General features: G+C 62.3%; 18 protein-coding genes and 2 pseudogenes. 7 read left to right on the top strand and 13 right to left on the bottom strand.

The window, feature by feature from the left end; all coding sequences use genetic code 11:
• Nucleotides 1-227: 227 nt before the first annotated feature.
• Together AB0K08_RS16290 and AB0K08_RS16285 are read left to right on the top strand one after the other, a co-directional pair.
• Complete coding sequence (locus AB0K08_RS16290) at nucleotides 228-1,427, top strand: ATP-binding protein (RefSeq protein WP_363356265.1); 1,200 nt, start codon at nucleotides 228-230, stop codon at nucleotides 1,425-1,427.
• A 198-nt stretch (nucleotides 1,428-1,625) separates the two neighbouring features.
• A complete protein-coding gene (locus AB0K08_RS16285; RefSeq protein ID WP_363356263.1) occupies nucleotides 1,626-1,898 on the top strand; it encodes a hypothetical protein in 273 nt (90 codons plus the stop codon).
• A 752-nt stretch (nucleotides 1,899-2,650) separates the two neighbouring features.
• Here the strand turns inward: AB0K08_RS16285 and AB0K08_RS16280 are convergent.
• The 5 genes and pseudogenes from AB0K08_RS16280 to AB0K08_RS16260 all read right to left on the bottom strand — a co-directional run bounded on the left by AB0K08_RS16280 (nucleotide 2,651) and on the right by AB0K08_RS16260 (nucleotide 5,729).
• A complete protein-coding gene (locus AB0K08_RS16280; RefSeq protein ID WP_363356261.1) occupies nucleotides 2,651-3,319 on the bottom strand; it encodes a GntR family transcriptional regulator in 669 nt (222 codons plus the stop codon).
• Nucleotides 3,320-3,755: 436 nt separating this feature from the next.
• Nucleotides 3,756-3,878, bottom strand: a complete 123-nt coding sequence (locus tag AB0K08_RS16275) for a hypothetical protein (protein WP_363356301.1) — start codon at nucleotides 3,876-3,878, stop codon at nucleotides 3,756-3,758.
• A 116-nt stretch (nucleotides 3,879-3,994) separates the two neighbouring features.
• Nucleotides 3,995-4,084: pseudogene (locus AB0K08_RS16270) on the bottom strand (hypothetical protein); the annotation flags it as partial.
• Nucleotides 4,085-4,284: 200 nt separating this feature from the next.
• Nucleotides 4,285-5,166, bottom strand: coding sequence for a CoA ester lyase (locus tag AB0K08_RS16265; RefSeq protein WP_363356259.1), 882 nt, complete (start codon nucleotides 5,164-5,166; stop codon nucleotides 4,285-4,287).
• Nucleotides 5,163-5,729, bottom strand: a complete 567-nt coding sequence (locus tag AB0K08_RS16260; protein ID WP_363356257.1) for a MaoC family dehydratase — start codon at nucleotides 5,727-5,729, stop codon at nucleotides 5,163-5,165. The genes AB0K08_RS16265 and AB0K08_RS16260 overlap by 4 nt, the downstream gene beginning before the upstream one ends.
• A 216-nt stretch (nucleotides 5,730-5,945) precedes the next feature.
• On the opposite strand from AB0K08_RS16260, the gene AB0K08_RS16255 reads away from it, so the two are divergent.
• Nucleotides 5,946-7,133, top strand: a complete 1,188-nt coding sequence (locus AB0K08_RS16255; RefSeq protein WP_363356255.1) for an acyl-CoA dehydrogenase family protein — start codon at nucleotides 5,946-5,948, stop codon at nucleotides 7,131-7,133.
• Between the two features lie 182 nt (nucleotides 7,134-7,315).
• Here AB0K08_RS16255 and AB0K08_RS16250 read toward each other — a convergent pair whose 3' ends face one another.
• The 4 genes from AB0K08_RS16250 to AB0K08_RS16235 form a co-directional block, all read right to left on the bottom strand.
• A complete protein-coding gene (locus AB0K08_RS16250; protein ID WP_363356254.1) occupies nucleotides 7,316-8,512 on the bottom strand; it encodes an ISL3 family transposase in 1,197 nt (398 codons plus the stop codon).
• A gap of 426 nt (nucleotides 8,513-8,938) precedes the next feature.
• Complete coding sequence (locus tag AB0K08_RS16245) at nucleotides 8,939-10,405, bottom strand: MmgE/PrpD family protein (protein ID WP_363356252.1); 1,467 nt, start codon at nucleotides 10,403-10,405, stop codon at nucleotides 8,939-8,941.
• Nucleotides 10,406-10,677: 272 nt separating this feature from the next.
• Nucleotides 10,678-12,321 (bottom strand): fumarate hydratase, encoded by a 1,644-nt coding sequence (locus AB0K08_RS16240; protein ID WP_363356250.1) that lies wholly within the window; start codon nucleotides 12,319-12,321, stop codon nucleotides 10,678-10,680.
• Nucleotides 12,322-12,331: 10 nt separating this feature from the next.
• Entirely contained in the window at nucleotides 12,332-13,528 is a 1,197-nt protein-coding gene (locus AB0K08_RS16235; RefSeq protein WP_363356248.1) for a CaiB/BaiF CoA-transferase family protein, read from the bottom strand.
• Between the two features lie 988 nt (nucleotides 13,529-14,516).
• Between AB0K08_RS16235 and AB0K08_RS16230 the strand changes: the two genes are divergently transcribed.
• From AB0K08_RS16230 to AB0K08_RS16220, 3 genes are all read left to right on the top strand, one after another.
• A complete protein-coding gene (locus AB0K08_RS16230) occupies nucleotides 14,517-14,738 on the top strand; it encodes a hypothetical protein (RefSeq protein ID WP_363356246.1) in 222 nt (73 codons plus the stop codon).
• 209 nt (nucleotides 14,739-14,947) lie between these two features.
• Nucleotides 14,948-15,640, top strand: a complete 693-nt coding sequence (locus AB0K08_RS16225; protein WP_363356244.1) for a helix-turn-helix domain-containing protein — start codon at nucleotides 14,948-14,950, stop codon at nucleotides 15,638-15,640.
• Nucleotides 15,641-15,790: 150 nt separating this feature from the next.
• Entirely contained in the window at nucleotides 15,791-16,468 is a 678-nt protein-coding gene (locus tag AB0K08_RS16220) for a GntR family transcriptional regulator (RefSeq protein WP_363356242.1), read from the top strand.
• Nucleotides 16,469-16,560: 92 nt separating this feature from the next.
• Here AB0K08_RS16220 and AB0K08_RS16215 read toward each other — a convergent pair whose 3' ends face one another.
• Nucleotides 16,561-16,848, bottom strand: a complete 288-nt coding sequence (locus AB0K08_RS16215; protein WP_363356299.1) for a hypothetical protein — start codon at nucleotides 16,846-16,848, stop codon at nucleotides 16,561-16,563.
• Here AB0K08_RS16215 and AB0K08_RS16210 point away from each other — a divergent pair.
• Nucleotides 16,735-16,986 (top strand): annotated as a pseudogene (locus AB0K08_RS16210) (transposase family protein); the annotation flags it as partial. The gene AB0K08_RS16215 and the pseudogene AB0K08_RS16210 sit on opposite strands and share 114 nt — an antisense overlap.
• A 117-nt stretch (nucleotides 16,987-17,103) precedes the next feature.
• On the opposite strand, the gene AB0K08_RS16205 reads toward AB0K08_RS16210, so the two are convergent.
• The 3 genes from AB0K08_RS16205 to AB0K08_RS16195 form a co-directional block, all read right to left on the bottom strand.
• Nucleotides 17,104-17,580 carry an ATP-binding protein gene (locus AB0K08_RS16205; RefSeq protein WP_363356240.1) on the bottom strand — a complete coding sequence of 159 codons (477 nt, stop codon included), beginning with the start codon at nucleotides 17,578-17,580 and terminating at the stop codon, nucleotides 17,104-17,106.
• 277 nt (nucleotides 17,581-17,857) lie between these two features.
• The gene (locus AB0K08_RS16200; protein WP_363356238.1) at nucleotides 17,858-19,267 is read right to left on the bottom strand and encodes an LLM class flavin-dependent oxidoreductase; all 1,410 of its coding nucleotides are present in this window, start codon (nucleotides 19,265-19,267) and stop codon (nucleotides 17,858-17,860) included.
• A 68-nt stretch (nucleotides 19,268-19,335) separates the two neighbouring features.
• Nucleotides 19,336-20,577 (bottom strand): MFS transporter, encoded by a 1,242-nt coding sequence (locus AB0K08_RS16195; RefSeq protein WP_363356294.1) that lies wholly within the window; start codon nucleotides 20,575-20,577, stop codon nucleotides 19,336-19,338.
• Between the last annotated feature and the right edge of the window lie 38 nt (nucleotides 20,578-20,615).

The following is a 20,615-nucleotide window of genomic DNA, read 5'->3' as shown; positions in this document are numbered from 1 at the left end:
CAGAGTCTGGAATTAACAGACTCTGTGAGTCACAGGGTCTGTAAGTAACAGTGTAGCCGGCCCCGATGCGAGACATCGAAGAGGGGAGGGCTGTACTCGGGCGGCCGTCCGGTCGTCTCGATCACTGGAAATGGTCCAGGGGGAAGCTGAGGTGCCACCCTAAATTGACTAACACTGTCCAACAAGCCGATGATGTCTAACAACGTCGAACAAGACAAGGGCACTTCATGGGAGCTGTTAGCAATCCATTCACCCCCGGATTCGGGCAGAGCCCGGCCATCCTCGCCGGCCGGGATAGCGTCATCCGCGAGTTCGAGCAGGCCGTGGCCGGTGAGTTGCCCGGCCAACGGAACGTCCTGATCTCCGGAACCCGAGGCGCAGGCAAAACCGTCCTGCTCACCGAGTTCGAAGCCGTCGCCACCGACGCGGGGTGGACTTGCATCACCCTGCACACCGCTTCGAGCTCGCTCGTGGCCGAACTGCGGGCCGAGGTCGTCGAACACCTCCGTGAGAGCGACCCTCAAGCCGAACGGTCCCGTCTGACCGGCGCAGGACTCTCCGGCGTCTCCGCCCAGCGGGACGTCGTGGAACGCTACGACGGCGAAGCCCCGCCCCTCGGCCGTCTCCTCGATCGGATCGCCGGGATCCTGGACGCCGCCGGCGCAGGCCTACTGATCACCCTGGACGAGCTGCAGTCCGTCGACCCCGCGCAACTGCACGAGGTCACCCAACACGTCCAAGACCTCACCCGCCGCAGACACCAGGTCGGGTTCGTCGCCGCCGGCATCCGCTCAGGTCTCGACGACCTGCTGGAGAACGACAAGACCACCTTCCTGCGCCGAGCCCACCTCATCGAGCTCAGCAGCGTACCGATCGGCACCGCCGCCGAAGCCATCCGCCAAACCGTGGCCGATACCTCCAAGACCATCACTCCCGAAGCCGCCGTGCGCGCCGGAGAAGTCTCCCAGGGCTACCCATACCTCATCCAGCTCGTCGGAGCCCGCGCCTGGACCCATGCCGGCACCGCCGACACCATCGAGATCGGGGACGTCGAGCAGGTCCGCGCCGACGTCATCCGCGAGATGGTCAAGAACGTCCACCGGCCCGCACTCCGCGAAATCAGCGGCAGGAAGCTCGACTACCTCAACGCCATGCTCGAGGACGACGGTCCCTCCCGCGTCGCAGACATCGCCACACGCATGGGAGAAGAACGCCGATACCAATCGGTCTACCGAGAACGACTGATCCACGACGAGCTGATCCACCCGGCCGGCCGAGGCTACGTCGAATTCTCCCTCCCATACCTACGCGACGCACTCGAAGCCCTCCGTGCCGGAACCGCACCGGCCCCCGGAGCTGATGAAATCACCCGAACCCGCACCAGGCCCCCAGCCCAACGAGGCCGGCCAGGAGCCCCCAACCGATAGTCCGCCGGCAGCGACCGCAGCGGCCGCGGATTCGGGTCCGACCGGCACGATATCGGCGTCTTCCTCACGTCGTCGAGCAACGCACCCGAACAACGGAGGGAGCCACACAACAGAATATTGCCGCTATTAGTACCATTCAGTAGAGCACCTCGCACCGCCTGTCCCGGAGGACGAGATCGCCACGTGAAAGGTAGCCACATGTCAGAGAACACTCCATCAGAAGGGCAAACCCCCGCCAAGAAGACCTACCCACCCAAGGTCTCCTTCTACCAAGACAAAGATGACACCGACCGCATCCGCGGCGCCATCCTCTACACCCAGGCCACCGAAGGCCCCCGAACCCTCAGCCAGTTCCTCCACCGCGCCGCCATGGCCGAAGTCGAACGCCTCGAAGCCAAATACAACGACGGAAAACCCTTCCCGGCCATCCGGGCCCACGAGCTACCCAAGGGCAGACCCCTCAGCACCTGACCATGGGGGATCCAGGAATCAGCGCCAGCCTGAACGTCACCACCCAGCATGGCCGGGGGAGGGCTTGGGACGGACTCAGACCGAGGCGCGGGACAGGGGTGAAGATGCGACGAGCCACAGGTGCAGAGCAGGGTTTCTCGGCGGCCTCATTCCTCGCGCCGGCACGCTTCCGTGATGGGCTCACCCTAGACGTAGAAGACCATGAATATTCCCAGCAGAAAATAGTACTAAAACCATCGGCGTGTATTACCGGTAATAGTACTAGTAGGGGTCGAAGGAAGAACCTCACTCCAGGGGCTGAGGGCCATGGCCATCACCATCTACGGGACCCCGAATGCTTCGGCTGAATCCTGCATCAGATGCAGGAATCATGCGGCGCCAACACGCCAACACGCCGAGACTAGGGCTCAGTGCGGACGAATTTTCAGCACGCCAGGGCATTGCCTAACTGATGTGCAGCGACGCCACAACCGCCAGGGACGGGGGCTCCTGCATCTACTGTAACTCCCGTTGGTTTAACGCCGATAAGCTACCTTATGTCAAGATGAGGATTAAGTGCGAATCTGCGAGTCCACACGACTCCCGCTGAGGCTGGCGAAATGGGGCAGGTAAGAGCGCATTAACACCGGAGGCATTCCCCTGCACTCGGAGGCTGTTGGCACTTACGGAAGTACTCATGACTACCAGAGCCTGCCCCCAGGGCAGGTGCGCCGTGATGGGTAGTCTCGTCGTCCGGGGAAGTCGGTGTCGTCTTACGCCAGCCCGGTCTCAGCCGCCCGGGTGTCGAAGTGCTCGGCCAGTAGCTCGCCGGAGTTCATCACATGCGTCTCCATGGCAGTGCGGGCTGCCTCAGGATCGGTGGCCTTGATGGCGTCCAGTATGCGGGCGTGGTCCTGTGCTGTCGCCTCCGGCCACCCGGCGATGTTTGCGTAGAACCGCCGCGGGACATACCGCGTGGTCAGTCCCAGAACCCATTGGATCTTGCGGGCCCCGGCAAGGTTGTTGATCTGGCGGTGGAAGGCATGGTTCTTCTCCTCCAGCAGGCCGGTGTCTCTGCGGGCTGCCGCGGCGAGGAGTTCGTGGTGCAGGGCCTCAAGCTCGGCCCGGTCGACCGGGCCGCAATTGTCTGCGGTTCGGAAAGCCAGTTCCCCGGCCAGCAAAGCTTGAGCACGGAAGAGGTCGCGGATATCGTCCCCGGTCAGGGAGGCCACCTGAAACCCCTTCTGCGGCACCAGCTCCAGGAATCCTTCGGCGCGTAATAATTGCAGTCCCTCGCGGGCCGGTGTAGTGGAGATCCCTAGATCCTCGCCTATCGTCTCGGGACGGACTTGGGTGCCCGGTGGGAACTCTCCGGAGATGACCAGGGCACGCACGTGTGCCGCCGCCTCGGCGCTGCGCTGAGGCCGCCGTTGCTGCGTCATTGTCCGCCCTTCGTAAGTGGTCTGGAGTGCAGACGCCAGCTTAGCGGGGGGCGGACAGATGGGAGGCGAACTCTGCCAGGATGGACTCGGTGTGCTCTCCGAGAGGGGACATGCCCCCCAATCCTGACGTTGGCCTCACGGGCAGTCACCGGGGACAGAAGGTTGCCAGTGAAGCCGACCGGGGACTCGACATCACACCACGGCCCAGGGCCTGCAGCTGCGGGTGGGTGGAGAGCTTCGATATGTCCAGCAACTGGGCACTGGGGCCCCGGCGGCATCGAGACGAGCCAGAGCCTCGATGATTCCTAGCCCGGACAGCAAGCCGCCGATTTCGGCATGGAGTTCCTGCCATTGTGCCTCCCCGCTGGATATCGTTGATAAATCGCGGATCCTGCGCTAGCCCCGGGTGGCCCAAGACGGTGGAGCAGAACGCCGCTCACTCGCGCTCGTTCTGGAGGTTGAAGAAGCTGGTGCCATTCGCCACGTCGAACGGGCCGTATGGGGCGATGGTCGCGTGCAGGGCGCTGTTGACCGATAGCAGCCCGGCCTCGCGCTGCACCGACAGGTCCGTAGGTCTTCTTCTGCTCCTCTGGCCGCCGCGCCCGCAACCGGAGATCGAGCCTGGACCAGGCAGGGCTGAATCTCCCTCGCTTCGCCTGGGCTCAGTCCGAGTCGCTCGAGGGCGCCCGGGGCCAAATTCTGGACTAGGACGTCCGCCTCGGTGGCGATCTGCTGCAGGGCCTTGCGGCCGTCGTCAGACTTCACCTACAGCACCACGGATTCCTTGCCGCGATTCAGTCAGACGAACATAGCTAGCCATGCCGTTGGTCTTCTCGTCGTAGCCGCGGGTGACGCCCCCAACATTGCGTTCTATCTTGACCATGCGCGCGCCCAAGCGGCCGGCGAAGGATACAGCCACGGCCTGTTCGATCGAGACGACGGTGATTCCTTCGAGGGCGGCCTGGTCATGAGTGGTTCTTTCCTGCGCGGGTGAGTATCCTGAGCGCGCGCTTGATGACGGGTCGGTCGATCATCTCCCCGTTGGCCTGCGCCGCCCCGGTGTCGGAGACGGTGATTACCTGCTGGGCCCAGTCGATTTCTTCCTGGGTAGGCACGTGGGCCGTGGTGGCGGCCGATAGCTGCGCGGGGTGGATGCATAGTTTGCCGCTGAACCCGAAGCTTCGTCCCAGTCGAGCGTCCTCGGCGACGCGCGCGAGGTCCTTGATGGCGAGTGAGGGGGTGTCCAGCGGCGCGGTGATGTTCGCGGCCCGGGACGCCACGACGATCGCCGAACGCGCGTAATCTAGGGCCCGCGGCTCGCTGCCGGCATCGATGTCCAGGGCGAAGTCCACCGCCCCGAACGCCAACCGGGTGACCCCGGGCACCTGGGCAATGCCCACCGCGTTGGCCACACCCCTGGCGCTCTCAATCAGCGCCACCAGCGCCAGGCCGGCCGGAACTCGTCGGCGGGCGGCCAGCACCTGCTCGGGCTCCTCCGCCTTTGGCAGGACGAACCCGAGCAGTCCATGGCCGGGCTGACTCACGAGTCCCTGCAGTGCTTCGACGTCGGCCTCGAACCAGTCAGAATCCTTCGGGTTCACCCGGACGAGGGCACGGACCGAGGCCTCTGCGCCGGGTGCTAACGCCTGGCAGGCCTGTCGCCGGGCGTTAGCCTTCTCCCCCGCGGCGACGGCGTCCTCTAGGTCGATGATCACGATGTCGGCGTCGGATGCGCAAGCCTTGGCGAAGCGATCGGGTCGATCCCCGGGGACGAAAAGAGCCGTCCGGGCATCAGCCACAGTGGCGAGCACCGCATTACACTCGGGCGTGGAGGCGGTGGCGGTCATGCGTCCTCCTGCACGTCGGGAAGCGAGGACTCATCCGGGCGCGAGCCCTCCACCGAGGGCAGGTGGCCGTGGCGGTAGAGCATGAAGGTGCGCCGGTAGCTGATCACGATCACCCCGTCCTGGTTGAAGCCCTCCGTCGCCACGGTGACCAGGCCTAGGTGCGGGCGGGAGGCTGAGCCGCGCAGGGTAAGCACCTTGGAGCGGGAGTAGATCGTGTCGCCCTCGTAGACCGGGGCCGGCATTCGTACCTCGTCCCAACCCATGTTGGCGAAGACGTTCATAGACAGGTCGATCGTGGACTGGCCGGTGACCAGGGCGAGCGTGAAGGTGGAGTTCACCAGCGGCTTGCCGAACTCCGTCTGGGCACCGAAGTGCGCGTCCACGTGGGCCCTGGATACGTTCTGGGTGCTGAGCGTGAACTGCTGGTTGTCCGCCTGGGTGACCGTCTTGCCGAACGGGTGGTAGTAGATGTCACCCACGTGGAAGTCTTCGAACAATCGACCGGTCCAGCCTCCCACGACGCGCGAACCACTCTGAGGCGATGCCTCAACCTGTGTTTTCATGATGTCCTTCCTCTCTGTTCAGAGCAGTCCTGTCGAAGTAGAATATATTTGCTATCGAAGGCCAGTCTTCCCTGCGTTTCATGAACGGTCAACCCACTGTCGGGGCCTGTATTGGACTCTTGACTGAGCCTAATATATTTCGTAGCTTTTCTCTCAGCAACCGCTTTGTCCGGCTACACCCCAGGGCGTAGATCCCATAACTCCACAGGAGAGACCATGACTGCACAGCCGCTCGATGCTCGCTCGCAGGCCGTCCCGACGCTGGACAATATCCGCCAGACCATCCGGGAACTTTGCGCTGACTTCGGCGACGACTACTGGCGCGCGACCGATCAGGAGCGCCGCTACCCCCAGGAGTTCGTCGACACCCTTACCCGCTCGGGCCTGCTCGCGGCCCTAATCCCGGCCAAGTACGGGGGCCTGGGGTACGGGCTGACTGAGGCCAGCGTGATTATGGAGGAGATCAACCGCTCCGGCGGTCACTCGGCGGCCTGCCATGCGCAGATGTACACCATGGGGGCCCTGCTACGGCACGGCAACGAGTCCCAGAAGACCGCCTACCTGCCCGAGATCGCCGCAGGTCGACTGCGTCTGCAGGCATTTTCCATCACCGAGGACAAGGCCGGCTCCGACACGACCAGCATCGAGACCGTGGCCGTGCGTGACGGCGAGGACTTCATCATTACTGGCCACAAGAGCTGGACGAGCCGGATCGACGAGTCCGACCTGGCCTTCGTGCTGGCCCGTACCTCCCCGAAGAGCGAGCAGCGCACCTACGGTCTGACGCTTTTCCTGGTGGACCTGCGCCAGGTCCGTGCCCAACAGGCCGAGACCCTCGAGATCGTCAAGGTCCGCACCATGTTCAACTACGCCACCAACCAGATCTATTACCATGGCATGCGCGTGCCCACTTCCGCCGTGATCGGCGAGGTGGATCGGGGCTTCGCCTACGTGATCGACGGTTGGAACGCCGAGCGGATCCTGCTGGCCGCCGAGGCTATCGGTGACGGTTACTGGTTTACCCAACGGGGCGCCGACTACGCCAACTCCCGCGAGGTGTTCGGCCGCAAGATCGGCACCAACCAGGGCGTGCAGTTCCCTATCGTGGATGCCTACATGAAGGTCCGGGCCGCAGACATGATGCGCTTCGAGGCAGCCCGTCTATTCGACGCCGGCCAGTCCTGCGGCGCCGAAGCCAACATGGCCAAGCACTTGGCCTCGGACGCCAGCTGGGAGGCTGCGAACGTCTCCCTCAACACCCACGGCGGCTACGGCTTCGTCGACCAATACGACATTGAACGCAAGTTCCGCGAGACCCGCATGTACCAAGTCGCCCCGGTCAACAACAACCTGATCAAGGCCTTCATCGGCACCAAGGTCCTCGGCATGCCCCGCTCCTACTGACCCGCATGATCTAGGCACCGCCGTGGCAGAATCCGAGGCCGCGGTCGAGGATGGGGCGGCCAGCTCCTCCGGCGTCTAGGAAGATGGCCCATCCTTGGTCCTACTCAGCGGTCAGGGCACCGATCGGCGGTGGTGGAACCGTGCTGCCCCGGTAATCGGGCTCTTCGGTCATTGGGTGGGGATCAGGTTGTGAGTCCTCCGGCGACCAGGAGCATGCGGAGTCGGTAGTTTTCACGGTTTCGGTACCCGCGGGCCAGACGACGGTGGAGCTCGATGATTCCGTTGATGGCCTCGGTGCCGCCGTTGTTCGCCCAGTGCGTGGCGAAGTAGGCCAGGAAGGCGTCCTTCCAGCGGAGCAGGGTCCTGCCGAGCCGGGCGATCTCCGGCACCGGGCAGGTATGGAACGTACTCAGGACCTTCTCCGCGATCCTGCGGCCCTCGGCGAGGTCCGTGGCCCGGTAGGCGGCACGGAGGTCCTGGGCGCACTGCCAGGCCAGGTAGACCTCCTCATGGGCCGGGTCAGCCTTCACGGCGGCGCCGATCCGGTCGGCCTGCCGGTCGGTCAGGTTCTCTACTCCGGCCCGCAGGGTGCGCTGGATCCCGTACAGGGGGTCGCCCTTGCGGCCTCGTCGGCCCATGGTCTGCTGCTGTACACGGCGGCGGGCCTCGTCCACGGCCTGGGTGCCGAGCTTGACAATGTGGAAGGCATCGACCACGGCCACGGCGTCGTCGAGTTGGTCCTCGATCGCGCCCTTGTAGCCGGCGAAGGGGTCCAGGGCCGCGACGCGCACTCCGGACCGGAACGCCTCGGAGCGTTCGGACAGCCAGTCGGCGTAGGCCTTCTTCGACCGGCCCGGGACCAGGTCCAGCAGCCTGGCCCGCACCCGGCCCTTGGTATCGCGGGAGAGATCGACCATCCCGGTCAGTTCCTTCGGGCCCCGCCGGCGGGTATCGACATGGTGCCAGATGTGCTCGTCAACGCCCAGCGAGTCGACGCCCTCGAACCGGGACTGATCGGCAGCCATGCGCTCCAGCACGGGCCGGACGGCACCCCAGACGGCCCTCCAGGCGGTGCCGAACTGCCGGGCAAGGCCCGCGATGGTGGCGTGTTCGCGGCGCAGCTGGCCGATGGCCCAGCCCACCGCACGGGTCGTGACCGTCCCACGCGGCGCGACCAGCTCCGGGACCTGCTCGACGAACACCCCACGGCTGCAGTCTGGATCTGGGCACCGCCAGGTGCGTTGGCGCCACCGCAGCCGCACCGGAACGGCCCCGGGAACATCATGCAGCCACCGGTCACGACGGCCCCTGCTCGGGGCCACCACCCCGCAGTCAGGACAGCCCATCAACTGCCAGTGTGTGGAGACGGTCACGGTCATCCGTGACTGACCGCGTTCGACGTGCTCGACGTGGACGCAATCCAGGCCCAACAACACATCGCAGCGAGAACAGGCATTAGTAGTGGCGGGCGCGCTCACGCACCCCGTAGCGTTGGTCAACGTCGAGGTCCTCTGGGTAGATCAGCATGCTTGGTCGCTACTGATCATCGGGGACCTCGACGCCTGCCCCCATCAACTCACCCGGCGAGCCTCACTCCCCACCCAATGACCGAAGAGCCGGTAATCGCCGCTCATCACATGGTGCTGGTGCGATTACTGGGGCACCGGGTTTGGTTCGGCGGCCGACGATGGCGAAGACTCGATGCGCCGACTCATGGGTGACACCGTCGCTGGGGAGATCTGGCAGGCACGGCACTAGAGCGGCGCGTGAGCCGCGGCATAGTCGAACTGCGTCGGCGCTACCGCTCAGGGTAGCGGGTCGGCCACGTTCGACATTGACGGTGATTGACGAGGGACACCCTGAAGTGGTGCCCTAATGTCTGCGTTAGCCGAGGCCGGGGCCATGGCGTTAAGTGCTGAGAGGTCGACTTGTTCAGCCAGGGGACGGCTGAGGACCATGTCGAACACGCTGGCCGCGAGCAGTCGAGCAGCATCTGGGCCGATGAGCTGGCTCGCCTTCGCCTCCAGATCGTCTCTGCTAGCCCGGCGGGGGGGCGAGCCCCGGAAGGCGCCAGTGGATTTGTCGATGACGTTCCCGTCCTTGAGGCGAAGGCGTACCTCGGCCTGCCATGCGGCAGGGTAGGCCGCCTCCAAGTCCTCGGATTCGTAGCAGCGCACCTTCTCGATCCACGGTCTGAGCTCATCCGCGACCGCCGCGGCGCGATCGAACTGCTCCACGGTGGCCGCTCCAGTGGCCAGCGCGACCGCTGCCCCGAAGGGCATGCTGAACTGAGCGTCGACCGAGGTGGTGATCACTCGCTTGCGTTCGGCCGGCACTGCTACCAGGGCTGCCCCTGCCTTGATTACAGCCACCTCGATGGATTCGATGTCCTTGAGGGACAGCTCGGGCATTTCCCGCCGAAGAGCGATGAGCAAGTCGATGTTGCCGTGCATGTATCGGCAGCAGGGGTAGAACTTGATGCTCGTCTCCAAGGCTCCGCGGCCCAACTCTAGATGAAGGGTCCGCCCCGGGATCTGTCCCTGGCCGTACTGGCGCAAAAATCCGTCCCGGCCTTCCAGCGACGTCGCCGGGGCGGTGAATCCGGCCGCGGCCAGTCGAGCGGCTCGGATGCCGGTCGCTGCAGCCTGCCCGGCGTTGAGCCGCTTGGTCCAGGAACCGTCGGAGAGGAACTCCAGGCTGCCTGAGGCCATATCGGCCGCCAAGCCCAGGGCGTGGGTGGTGCGCTCTTCGCCCAAGTCCATAATCGAGCAGACTGCGGCCGTTGCTCCAACAGCACCGGTGATGCCTGTTGGGTGGAAGCCGCGGGCGTAGGACTCCGCTGGCCCCACCAGCACGCCTAGGGCGCACATCACGTCGTACCCGACTGTAGTGGCCTGCAGCACCTTGCCAGCGCTTTCGCCTTGGGCGTCGGCGATTGCCAGGACCGCAGGGAAGATGGCCACCCCGGGGTGAGAGGATGCCTGTTCATAGGTGTCGTCCAGTTCAAGTCCATGAGCGGTGATGCCGTTGACTAGCGCGGCTTCCTCTACAGTGGCCCACGCCGAGATGCCGTGGAGGCTGGCGCACCGCAGCTCGTCAGGTTCCTCCGACAGCGCTGCACTGGCGCGGGCCGCTGCAGCAGAATGGCGGTCCGTGCCTCCGACAGTGACCGTGTAGTAGTCCATGAGCAGGTGACGCATCCAGTCCTGCACCGGTGGTGGCAGCGGCGGGACGTCGATGGTGTGGCGGGCGAGGGTTCTGGCCAGGCTCATCTGGTTACTCCTGAGGATCTACAGGGTGGCAGTGGTTTCGTGCTCTCAGCGTGTGGCATCGCGCCGGGATTGCGAGAAGGGAATCTGGGAGAGGCAACCTCACAGGGAGGAGTGCTGGAGGGCGCGGGCCACCGTTGCGGTGCACCGCAACCCAGCCAGATACCGGATGCGCGGATTGATTAGGCGGCGCGACGATGCCGGCGGCCCGTGAGGTCGTGACCACCACTGACCGGGCATAGGTCAGATGCCATTGCCGCCGTACCGATTCTTGGTCAGCGCCCACCGGATGTGCCTACCGGGATGCGAGCTCCCAGCGATGCCTTGCGGGCCCGTTGGTAGAAGTCGTCACCGTGGTCGTTGATCACGACGAAGGCCGGCAGGTCCTTTACCGTAATCGCCCGGGCGGCTTCCATACCAAAGTCTTCGAAATCGATGACCCGGGAGTCCACGATGCAGTCCTGCGCCAGTCTGGCTGCTGGTCCCCCAACGGTTCCCAGGTAGAATCCGCCGTGCTCGCCGCAGGAGGCAGCGACGTCGGCGGATCGGTTGCCCTTGGCCAAGGTGATCATGCTACCGCCCAGTGGCTGGAAGATCGGGACATAGGAGTCCATGCGGCCGGCTGTTGTGGGGCCGAAGGACCCGGTGGCGTATCCTTCCGGCGTCCTGGACGGCCCGGCGTAGTAGACCGGGTGGTTCTTGAACCAGTCGGGCAGTTCTTCACCGCGTTCGATCAGTGAACGAAGCTCAGCGTGGACGAGGTCCCGCGCCACCACCAGGGTCCCGTTGAGCGAAAGCCGCTCTCCGAGCTCACATTCGGCAAGTTCGGCTAGTAAGGAATCCATGGGTTGGTCCAGGTTGATGTTCCGGGCTTGGCCGTTACGATGCCGATCCGAGGGAAGGTACTTCTCGGGCTGGTGCTCGAGTCGCTCGATCCAGGCCCCGTCTGCGTCGATGCGGCACTCGATCTGCCGGTCGGCGGAACAGGAGACCGCCACAGCGATGGGCAGCGATCCGTTGTGCCGGGGCATGCGGATTACTCGCACGTCGTGACAGAAGTAGCGGCCGCCGAACTGGGCTCCGAAGCCCAGTTCCCGAGTCATTCGGAGCAGTTCTTGTTCAAAGTCGGGATCTCGCAGGGACCAGGACTGCGGTCCGGGTTTGGTGGGCAGGTGATCCAGGTGATGGGCCGAGGCCAGTTTGGCGGTGGTCAGGCACTCCTCGGCGGAGGTGCCACCGATGACGACGGCCAGGTGGTATGGAGGGCAGGCCGAGGTCCCGATCTCGGCGATCTTCTCCCGCAAGAAGTCCAGCATCCGTTCCGGGTCCAGGACGGAGCGGTTCTGTTGGAACAGGAAGGACTTGTTTGCCGATCCTCCTCCCTTGGCCATGATGAGCAGCTCGTAGTCGGAGCCTTCTTCCAGCTCGATATGGATCTGGGCCGGGAGGTTTGTCCCGGTGTTCTCCTCCGTCCAGGTGGTCAGAGGATGCAACTGGGAATACCGAAGGTCCAGGTCGGCGAAGGCCCGCTGGACGCCGCGGGCGATCCATTGCCGATCCTTGCCGTCGGTGATGACTCGATGTCCGCGTCGGGCATGGACGATGATCGTCCCGGTGTCCTGACACATTGGCAAGACCTCGCGGGAGGAGACGACGGCGTTGGACAGCAGGTCCAGGGCCACGAAGTGGTCGTTCGCCGAGGCCTCGGCGTCGTCGAGGATCCCGCGCAGCGAGGCCAGGTGGTCCGGCCGCAGATAGTGGCTGATCTCCCTGACCGCCCGGAAAGCGAGGTCTTCAAGCTGTTTGCCGGCAATGCGGTTCCAGGCCTGATCCGCGACCTTCACGCTCGTGCTGCCCTGACCGATGCGGTCCACTGTCCCGGCGAAGCGCTGGTGGCTGACCAGCGGGATCTGAGTCATAGGCGCATCTTCAGGCATTGCTGCCTCCTTCGCTGATACCTGCAAACTCTACGGCGGGCGCGGTGGTGTCCAAGAACTCAGACAGGACCGCGTCGGTGTGCTGGCCTATCGTGGGCACCGGGCCCCAATGTGGTTCCACGCCCACCGGTGTTGCCGGCGGCACCAGGGCGCGGGCGGTTCCACCAGGCAGTTCGACGGACCGCCACCGGTCACGTTCGGCCAACTGCGGGTGCTGATCATATTCGAACATGTCCCTCATCCGAGCGTTGGCAATGCCGATGGCGTCCAGTCGGGCGATTAGCTCGCCCGAGGCCAGCTTCGTAGTGACCTCCTCGATGATGCCGTGCAGTTCGGGCCGGTTCTCAACCCGGCGTGCGTTCGGGGTGAACCGGGGATCCTCGGCCATCTGTGGGCGGTCGATGACCTCGCGACAGAAGGTCATCCACTCCCGTTCATTCTGCAGGCCGAAGAAGACCGTGCCGTCCGAGGTCGGGAATGGGCCATAGGGAGCGATGGAAGCGTGCTGGGCACCCGAACGCTTCGGTGCCGAGCCGCCGTGCACCGCCAGCAGGTGCGTCTGGGACATCCACTCTCCCAGCGCCTCAAGCATGGAAATCTCCAGAGTCTCGCCCCGCCCGGTGCGGGCCCGTTGCAGCAACGCAGCCAGGATGCCCGAGTAGGTGTACATCCCGGCGGCGATATCGGCCACCGAGACGCCGGCTTTCGCTGGGCTCTCTGGTGTTCCGGTGGTCGAGAGCAGTCCGGCCTCGCACTGGATGATCAGATCGTAGGCCTTGCGCTCCGTGTAGGAACCTCCGGGGCCATAACCGGAGATTGACGCATGGATCAGCTGGGGATTGTACTCGTGCACCGATTGAGCGCCAAAGCCCAGACGGTCCACCGAGCCCGGGGCCAGGTTGGAGACGAACACATCCGCTTGCTCCAGCATGGCGCGCAGAGCTTTATTGCCCAGCTCGGACTTGAGGTTCAAGACCACGGATTCCTTGGTGCGGTTGAGCCAGACGAAATAACTGGCCTGTCCGTGCACAGACTCATCGTATGTTCGCGCGAAGTCCCCGGTGTCACGTTCGATCTTGATGACGCGGGCCCCAAGGTCGGCGAGTTGACGAGTGGCGAACGGCGCCGCCACAGCCTGCTCGATCGACACAACGGTGATGCCCTCCAGAGGGAGAACCGGCTGGATCATTTTCTTCCTTTCGTCCTCGGCCCGACGGTCTTATTCCCTGAATCCAAGAGGCTTACGAGAAGACCGGTCGTAACACTCGCCTTCACCACTCGGAACTGGATCAGCTCCGCGTGATGCTTGACACAAGCAAGTATGCATCACATAGAGAGATCATGCATCCGTTGACTTCTGGTTGCCATTTTCTCGAGCGCTTGTGGCGAACATGCATAATGCATTGATCCCATGCACGAACGTCGTTGACAGGTATGGCTGAGTCATGTGAAGAGGGCCACGCGGCCTGTGCGACTCTCCCGATGCCTTGGACCCTCGGTCGGCTTGGTTTCAAATACCACTACCTTTAGCCGCGGTCCAACGGCTGACCTTAGGAAGGCTATTGATTTTCTGTCGACCAGGGCTGGTGGTTTCGGGGAGCGCTGAGGGACGGGGCCTCCCAACTTGTGTTCCACTGAGTGCCCTCGTCTCACGCCGGCGTCCGGCTTCGACAGTCAGGTCACCACGGCTGGCGGCGGCCCGTGAGTGTGCTCCAATAAGATGCTCCACTGGTTCTGTCAAGGCCAGGGCCGACGTGGGTGCAACTTGATCCGGCGAGCTGAAGAGGCGACTCGGGCCAGGACCTCGATCATCTTGCGGTAGAGGGTGGCGGTGGTTGCCTTGGTCAAGCCGGTACCAGTGATGGTCGCGACAGCCCGGATGAGGTTGACGATGGGCGGCTCAAGCACCAGCCAGGCGGCGTTGGAGGTGAAGACTCCGGAGGGCAGGTATACCAGGGTGCTGTTCTACAGGCCGGTGTCGATCGGGTCGATCACCGAATGCGTCCGGTGGGCTTTGTCCGCGGCGACGGTGTTCAGGGTGCTGGTGGTGAAGAGCGCGTGGAACCGGGGCGCACCAAACAACCCCGGCTGTTCCAGGTTCTTCGGTTCAGCACGGATATCCGGTGCACCACCAACCAGCCTGGTACTCGTCGGACTTCTTGCGGGAGGTGAACACGATGAAGGGCCCCTCGGCGACCTCGGCATTGGAGATCCACCGGTTGCTGGTCTCGTCGTGGATCGCCTCCGAGTACTCGATTTCTGTCCAGACGTCCTCGGCGATGACGGTGATGGTTTACTTCACGGCCGGGTCTACCCGGGCGACGATGGACACATCGGTTCCGGCACTGATCGCCGCGGCGATGGTGGCGCGGCCGTGGAAGGCCCTGCCCATGAGCTGAACCAACCAAACCAAGTATTATTAGGCGTAGCGGTAGAAAGCCGCGGGCAGGAAAGCCCGACTGACTGTACGGGTCGAGTCGCCCTATGATGTGTTGGTAGATGTCACGTTCGGCGTGCGCGACGGTCCCTTAATATCTATTCGTGCATGCCAATTCTCTCGACAGGGCAAAGGCCAGAGTGAAGAGCGCATAAAGGACGCAGTGTGAATGTGTTGAAGCTCGATCTCGGAACGGAGTGGGGATATGCGGGGAGAGCCATGTCCATGAGTCTTCGTGAAAGGAAGAAGGTGGAAACGCACGAGCGACTCTTGGCGTCCACCATCGAGCTTCTCGCCTTAAGGGGCATCGATCAAATAACCACACGAGAAATCGCGGAACGCGCCGGGGTCGGTGAAGCAACCCTTTTTCGCTATTTCCCTAACAAGCGAAACTTGTTTCTATCTGCCTATGGAACGCGGTTCGGCGCTATTGTATCAGGCTACTCGAGGGAGCAGGAGTCCCTTAATGCCGATCCTGGCCTCGGGCACACGGGTCGAGACTACTTAGCTCGGATTCTCAACGGATACAGGGCTTTGGCGGATCTGTATATTTCTGACCCGGAGAATGCCGCGAGCTACATCCGCGAGTCATTCCAACTCGGAAGTGTCGTCGGTGTCGGAGGCCAATCGCACGGGGATCGGTGGATTGGACTAACGACTGACGTTATCCGTAAGGGCCAGGATGTCGGTGAGTTTGTGGTGACGATCGATGCTGACCTTATGGCTCAGAACTGTCACGCGGTCTATGTGCACAATTCGATCAAGACTCATGTTCGGAAGCTGAAGATCGAGAACTACTGGGAGGTATTATCTGCTCGTCTCGAACTTGTTCTCGCACCGCTTCTGCCCCTCAGGCTCGTTTAGAAACAGGACGGTTGCCAGCTTGCCCGCCCATGGCGCGCCTACGCATCAGCCTATGCCAACGAGGTTTGTCGACTTTTCGCCGATCATGCACAGTTTAGGGCTTGAGGTAGGATTGAGGCAGGCTAAATATCAACGGGTGAGAGGTAGGACGTGCCGATTAATACGCCGACTAAGAGAGACGTAATCATCGGTGAGCTTCGCTCTCTCATTGTTTCCGGTGAACTGGCGAGGGGGTCCCATCTTCCTCAGGATGATCTGGCAAAACGTTTTCGAAGCAGCATCACACCCGTTAGAGAGGCCCTTCGTGCTTTGGAAGTTGAAGGGCTGGTCGTATCCGAAGCACGCCGTGGTGTGCGCGTGGCTGGAGTCGATTTTGAACGGGTCAAGGCAACCTACGTTGTCCGTCGGTTGACAGAAAGTTATGCTATTCGTAGGGCCACTATTAGGTTTTCTCCCCATGACATACGTCGGGGAGAGGAACTTCTGGAGGAGCTGAACCAAGCAGCCCGTCTTTCCGGTGCCGAACGTTTGAGAGAACTGAACAAAAAGTATCACTTCTTCTTCTATGAGCGATGTGGCATTCCCGGCTTGGTGAACGAGATCGATACGTTGTGGCGCGCGTTCCCCTGGGACCTGTTGTTGTCTTCCAACGATTCAATGCAACATTCAGAAAGAGAGCACTGTGCCATTCTCGAGGCAGTGCGAAGTGGCCACCCAGATGCGGCCGCCGAAGCAATGGGAAAGCATCTAGAACGCAGCTTCTCAGTCCTTACGACACGGCTCACGGGGCGTCCCGCCAATGATCCTTTCGACATCCACAACGACTGATTCTCGCCCCTGAGGTCGTCGACAGTAAGTGCAACGGCGAACTGCTTCCCTATTGCCCTTGTTGACGCCTGCCCATCAGCACTCTAAAAATGTCATGGGATCTCTACCTTTAACGGCTCCTCACAAATGAGGGTGTAGATGGTGTTCCCGGGCGTAGCGGCGCGTCGATGGCTGGATAGAGGTCGAGACCTTTCGAAGATGGAGGTTCCTACGCCAGCCATCTGAAAGACCTCGACGTGCCTAACGCTACCTTCGACGACTGTGACCTGACCAAGTTCTGCCGCCTCGACGAGCTCGGACTCGTAGCCGTCGGCCAACGCCTGGAACCCCGGCGTGCGGTGCTGGTCTGCCGGGTGGTGGAACCGGATCACTGGTGCCACCGCTGCGGATCCCAAGGAACACCCCGCGGCACCGTGATCCGCCGGCTGGCGCACGAACCGGTGGGCTGGCGGCCCACCACCCTCCACATCACGGTCCCCCGCTACCGATGCGCAGACTGCGCCCATGTCTGGCGCCAAGTGTATAGACGGCTCTTTCGGTAGCAGGTGTGTATCGGTCCGGTGTATCGGTCCGGTAGCGCGGGCGCGGGTATCCGGTAGTGCTTCTATCGGGGTCACTGCGCCCGCGCTGTTGGGTCAGGCAGGTTGGTCGACGGTCGACTCGGCGGCGGCGTCGTCGTCGGTTGTGTTGGCGTTGGTGTGGCGGCGCATGTTCGGGCCGTCGAGTTGGACGATTTCGCTGTTGGAGACGATGCGATTCAGGATGGACTCGGCGATCACGGCGTCGTGGAGGGATTTGTACCAGTCTTCGGGGTCGAACTGCGAGGTCACCATGGTGGCGCCTCGGCCTTCGCGGGCGGCCAGGATGTTGAGTAGCTCGCTGGCGGTGTCCGCGCTGATCGGGGTGGTGAGGAAGTCATCCAGGACCAGTAGGTCGCAGGTATGGATGCCGGCCAGGAACCGCATTCGCTCCGGATCGGCGCGGTTCAACACGGCGAGTTGATTGGCGAGGTCATCGAGGCGGAAGTAGCGGGCGGTGTGGTCTTGCCGGCAGGCGGCGTTGACCAGTGCTTGGGCGAGGTAGGACTTGCCGACGCTGGATTTGCCCAGCACCACGAGGTTCGAGGTGTTCTCGATCCACCGGCAGGAGCCCAGCCGGTCCAGAAACCTCACCAACTACGTAGCCAGATCCCTACTGGAATCCGGCGGATTCAGGCCACTGCTACACCCTCATTTGTGAAGAGCCCCTTTAACAGTGTCGTAAACGCGAATAGTGTGCAAGCAGCCGTCGGCCGCTGCCACTCAAGCTAGCTCTTGAACGGGTAGCGGCCGACGTTTGCATTGCACAACGAATGCGAGCAATCAGGTTTTTGTTCGCAATGTACGTTCGTCAGACTAAAAGGGCGGGATTGCCCGCGGAGGGGCCTTCGGTGTATGCGTTCGTATAGGCCGCAGCAGGATGCGTGGCTTGGACCCGTGAATTGCCGGGTCCCTGCAGGTATTCCCGCAAGGTGCTGCCCTCGTAATCCTTCCAGACGCGGCCGCGCTTTTGAAGCTCTGGCACGACCATGTCGACGAAATCCTTGAACGAAGCCGGTGTCACAGAGCGGGCGAGATTAATGCCGTCCGTCCCCGACTCATCGACCCACCTCTCAATTTCGTCCGCGATTCGCTCTGGCGTTCCCACCAGTACCGGCTCCATGCCCCCGGTGCTCAAGTACTCCGCCACCTCCCTGGCCGTCCATTCTCGTTCCGGATCAGCCTTTGTGACCATATGGAGGATTGTTCGCACTGCATCTGTCTCAACGTACTTAAGGACCTGATCCGGGTCGTACTTACTCAGGTCAATTCCGGTCCACCCGCCGAACATCGCCATGGCTCCATCTGTGGAAGCGTACCGTCGATAATCCTCGAACTTCCGTTGTGCTTCGGCATCCGTTTCCCCAACAACGACGCTCAGGATTGTGTAGATCTTGACCGAGTCGCGGGACCGCCCGAACCGTTCGGCCCTATCTCGAATATCGTCGGCAACCTTGCGTCCGAGCGAAGGCTTCATCGCATGGATGAAGATGCCTTCGCCGTGTTTGGCGGCAAAGTCTCTGCCCCGGGGCGAAGCTCCGGCCTGGAAGATAGCGGGAGTTCGTTGGGCGGAGGGTTCGCATAGGTGCATGCCGGGAACATTGAAGTATTTCCCGGCGTGACCGATTGGGTGGACCTTTGATGGGTCAGTGTAAACACCGTGCTCGGTGTCAATACGGACCGCGTCGTCCTCCCAAGATCCTTCCCACAACTTATACGCTACGTCCATAAATTCCTCTGCGATTTCATAACGCTCATCGTGGGGAATCTGAGACGTCAAACCGAAGTTCTTGGCGGCGCTCTCAAGATAGCTTGAGACTACGTTCCAGCCGACACGACCGTTCGTAAGATGATCCAGAGAGGAGAATTTCCTGGCAAGGGCATAGGGGTTATCCAGTGTCACAGAAGACGTGACTGCAAAAGCAAGATTCTTGGTCGCTGCAGCCATAGCGGATACCTGCATGAAGGGATCGTTGATCGGGACCTGCATTCCGTCGGCTAACGAGGGGTCTGGGGAGTTCTTGTAGACGTCGTAGAGACCGGCTACGTCCGCTATGAACATGGCATCAAACTTTCCCCGCTCCAACGTCTGGGCCATGTCGACCCAGTAGTCCAGAGAGTTGTACTGGTGTCCTCTGCTTTCGGGGTGTCGCCAGATACCCGGCCACTGATGGCCCGGCGCCGTTATTTCGAAAGCATTAAGACTGATCCTCTTGCCCATTCTGTCTCCTAGTGAATTGCCACACCGTCGGCGCGGTCTATTTGATGGAAAGTTTCCGTTTTGCAAGACTAAATTAATTGCGGCGAGATTTGACCCGCATGAGGGCTGATTTGGTATTGCTTTTCGATCCGAAGCAGCCATGCCATGGCGATGAGTCCAACCAAGGGTCCTGCTGCGAGGATGGGCAACGCTAGTTCCCATGACCACTTTGATGCGACGTAGGGAAGCAGTGAAATACTCCCAGTCGTAACCAAGAATCCCAGAGCCAATTGTGTCGTCAAGGCACTGCCAATGTATCGAGGGTCACAATATTCACTGAGTAGCGCGGAGAACTGCCCCGAGTCAGCGATAATCCAGAACCCCCAGAACAGACAGATGGCTACCACCATGGGTAGCGGGATATGCTCTGCCCATAGCAAGGCGAACGCTGAGAGGCCAGAAAGCAAGAGGGAGAGGGAAGCTGATTTCGCCTTCCCTATTCGATCTCCGAGGATTCCTCCAACCACGGAACCTATTCCTCCCACCGCAATGACGGCGAAAGCCATAAGTGCGATGCCTGATATGGAGAGTTGGCCAGCCTGGGTAGAGGCAAATACTGCGAGGAAGGTCCCGACCCACGTCCACATGGCATAGAGCTCCCACATGTGTCCGGCGTATCCGACTGTCGCCAAGAGCACAGGTGGCGATTTTATCGAACGAACGGCCTCTCGAATTTTGAACTTTCTGCGCGTGAACGGGTAGGGGCCCTCCCCTGGAACAGCAACCATAAGCAGTCCTCCGCTTGCCGTTGCTATCGATGTGGCAATAACTACGGGGGCAGCATTCGCGTGTCCTAGGCCGGCAATGAGATGAGGCAATGCCGACCCCACAGTTAGTGCGCCGATGAGAACCCCCATAGGTTTGCCCCGGCGTTCGGCAGGGAACCATGTCGCCATACTCTGAACTGCGGATGGATAAACGGCGGCAAGAAAGACACCCGTTAGCATGCGCAGCACAATGCCCGCCCCGAAGCTGTCAATAGTAAGTAGCAGAAGATTGGTCCCGCTGGCACCCGCAGCAGCAATAGGGAACAGAACTCGGATCGGAACACGGTCGGGGACGCCGGATACCACCAAGAGGATGGCTCCGGCTACAAATCCGAACTGCACGGAAACCGTGAGCAGCGCACCCATGCCCTCAGAAATTACCCAACGGTCTCTGAACTCGGCCAGAATCACGGACGCGGAGAACCAGACGCTCATGGTCAGCAATGTTGAGATGCTGATCAGAACTAGGGCTCGTCGTTGCAGCCCCGTGTTTCGACTATCCACGGAAGCGGTGGGTGCTGTGACCGTCGTAATCACGGAGG

Source organism: Citricoccus sp. NPDC055426, from assembly GCF_040677445.1.
In the GTDB taxonomy this organism is placed as follows: Bacteria; Actinomycetota; Actinomycetes; order Actinomycetales; family Micrococcaceae; genus Citricoccus.
The sequence above is the reverse complement of the archived record's forward strand: the minus strand, read 5'-3'. Positions and strand labels throughout refer to the sequence as shown.

What these genes read in the sequence shown, in the direction of transcription:
- AB0K08_RS16240 (WP_363356250.1), bottom strand. Translation starts at nt 12,321, where the DNA reads ATGACTCAGATCCCGCTGGTCAGCCACCAGCGCTTCGCCGGGACAGTG.
- AB0K08_RS16230 (WP_363356246.1), top strand. Translation starts at nt 14,517, where the DNA reads ATGAAGGGCCCCTCGGCGACCTCGGCATTGGAGATCCACCGGTTGCTG.
- AB0K08_RS16285 (WP_363356263.1), top strand. Translation starts at nt 1,626, where the DNA reads ATGTCAGAGAACACTCCATCAGAAGGGCAAACCCCCGCCAAGAAGACC.
- AB0K08_RS16250 (WP_363356254.1), bottom strand. Translation starts at nt 8,512, where the DNA reads ATGACCGTGACCGTCTCCACACACTGGCAGTTGATGGGCTGTCCTGAC.
- AB0K08_RS16280 (WP_363356261.1), bottom strand. Translation starts at nt 3,319, where the DNA reads ATGACGCAGCAACGGCGGCCTCAGCGCAGCGCCGAGGCGGCGGCACAC.
- AB0K08_RS16265 (WP_363356259.1), bottom strand. Translation starts at nt 5,166, where the DNA reads ATGACCGCCACCGCCTCCACGCCCGAGTGTAATGCGGTGCTCGCCACT.
- AB0K08_RS16290 (WP_363356265.1), top strand. Translation starts at nt 228, where the DNA reads ATGGGAGCTGTTAGCAATCCATTCACCCCCGGATTCGGGCAGAGCCCG.
- AB0K08_RS16235 (WP_363356248.1), bottom strand. Translation starts at nt 13,528, where the DNA reads ATGATCCAGCCGGTTCTCCCTCTGGAGGGCATCACCGTTGTGTCGATC.
- AB0K08_RS16245 (WP_363356252.1), bottom strand. Translation starts at nt 10,405, where the DNA reads ATGAGCCTGGCCAGAACCCTCGCCCGCCACACCATCGACGTCCCGCCG.
- AB0K08_RS16255 (WP_363356255.1), top strand. Translation starts at nt 5,946, where the DNA reads ATGACTGCACAGCCGCTCGATGCTCGCTCGCAGGCCGTCCCGACGCTG.
- AB0K08_RS16260 (WP_363356257.1), bottom strand. Translation starts at nt 5,729, where the DNA reads ATGAAAACACAGGTTGAGGCATCGCCTCAGAGTGGTTCGCGCGTCGTG.
- AB0K08_RS16200 (WP_363356238.1), bottom strand. Translation starts at nt 19,267, where the DNA reads ATGGGCAAGAGGATCAGTCTTAATGCTTTCGAAATAACGGCGCCGGGC.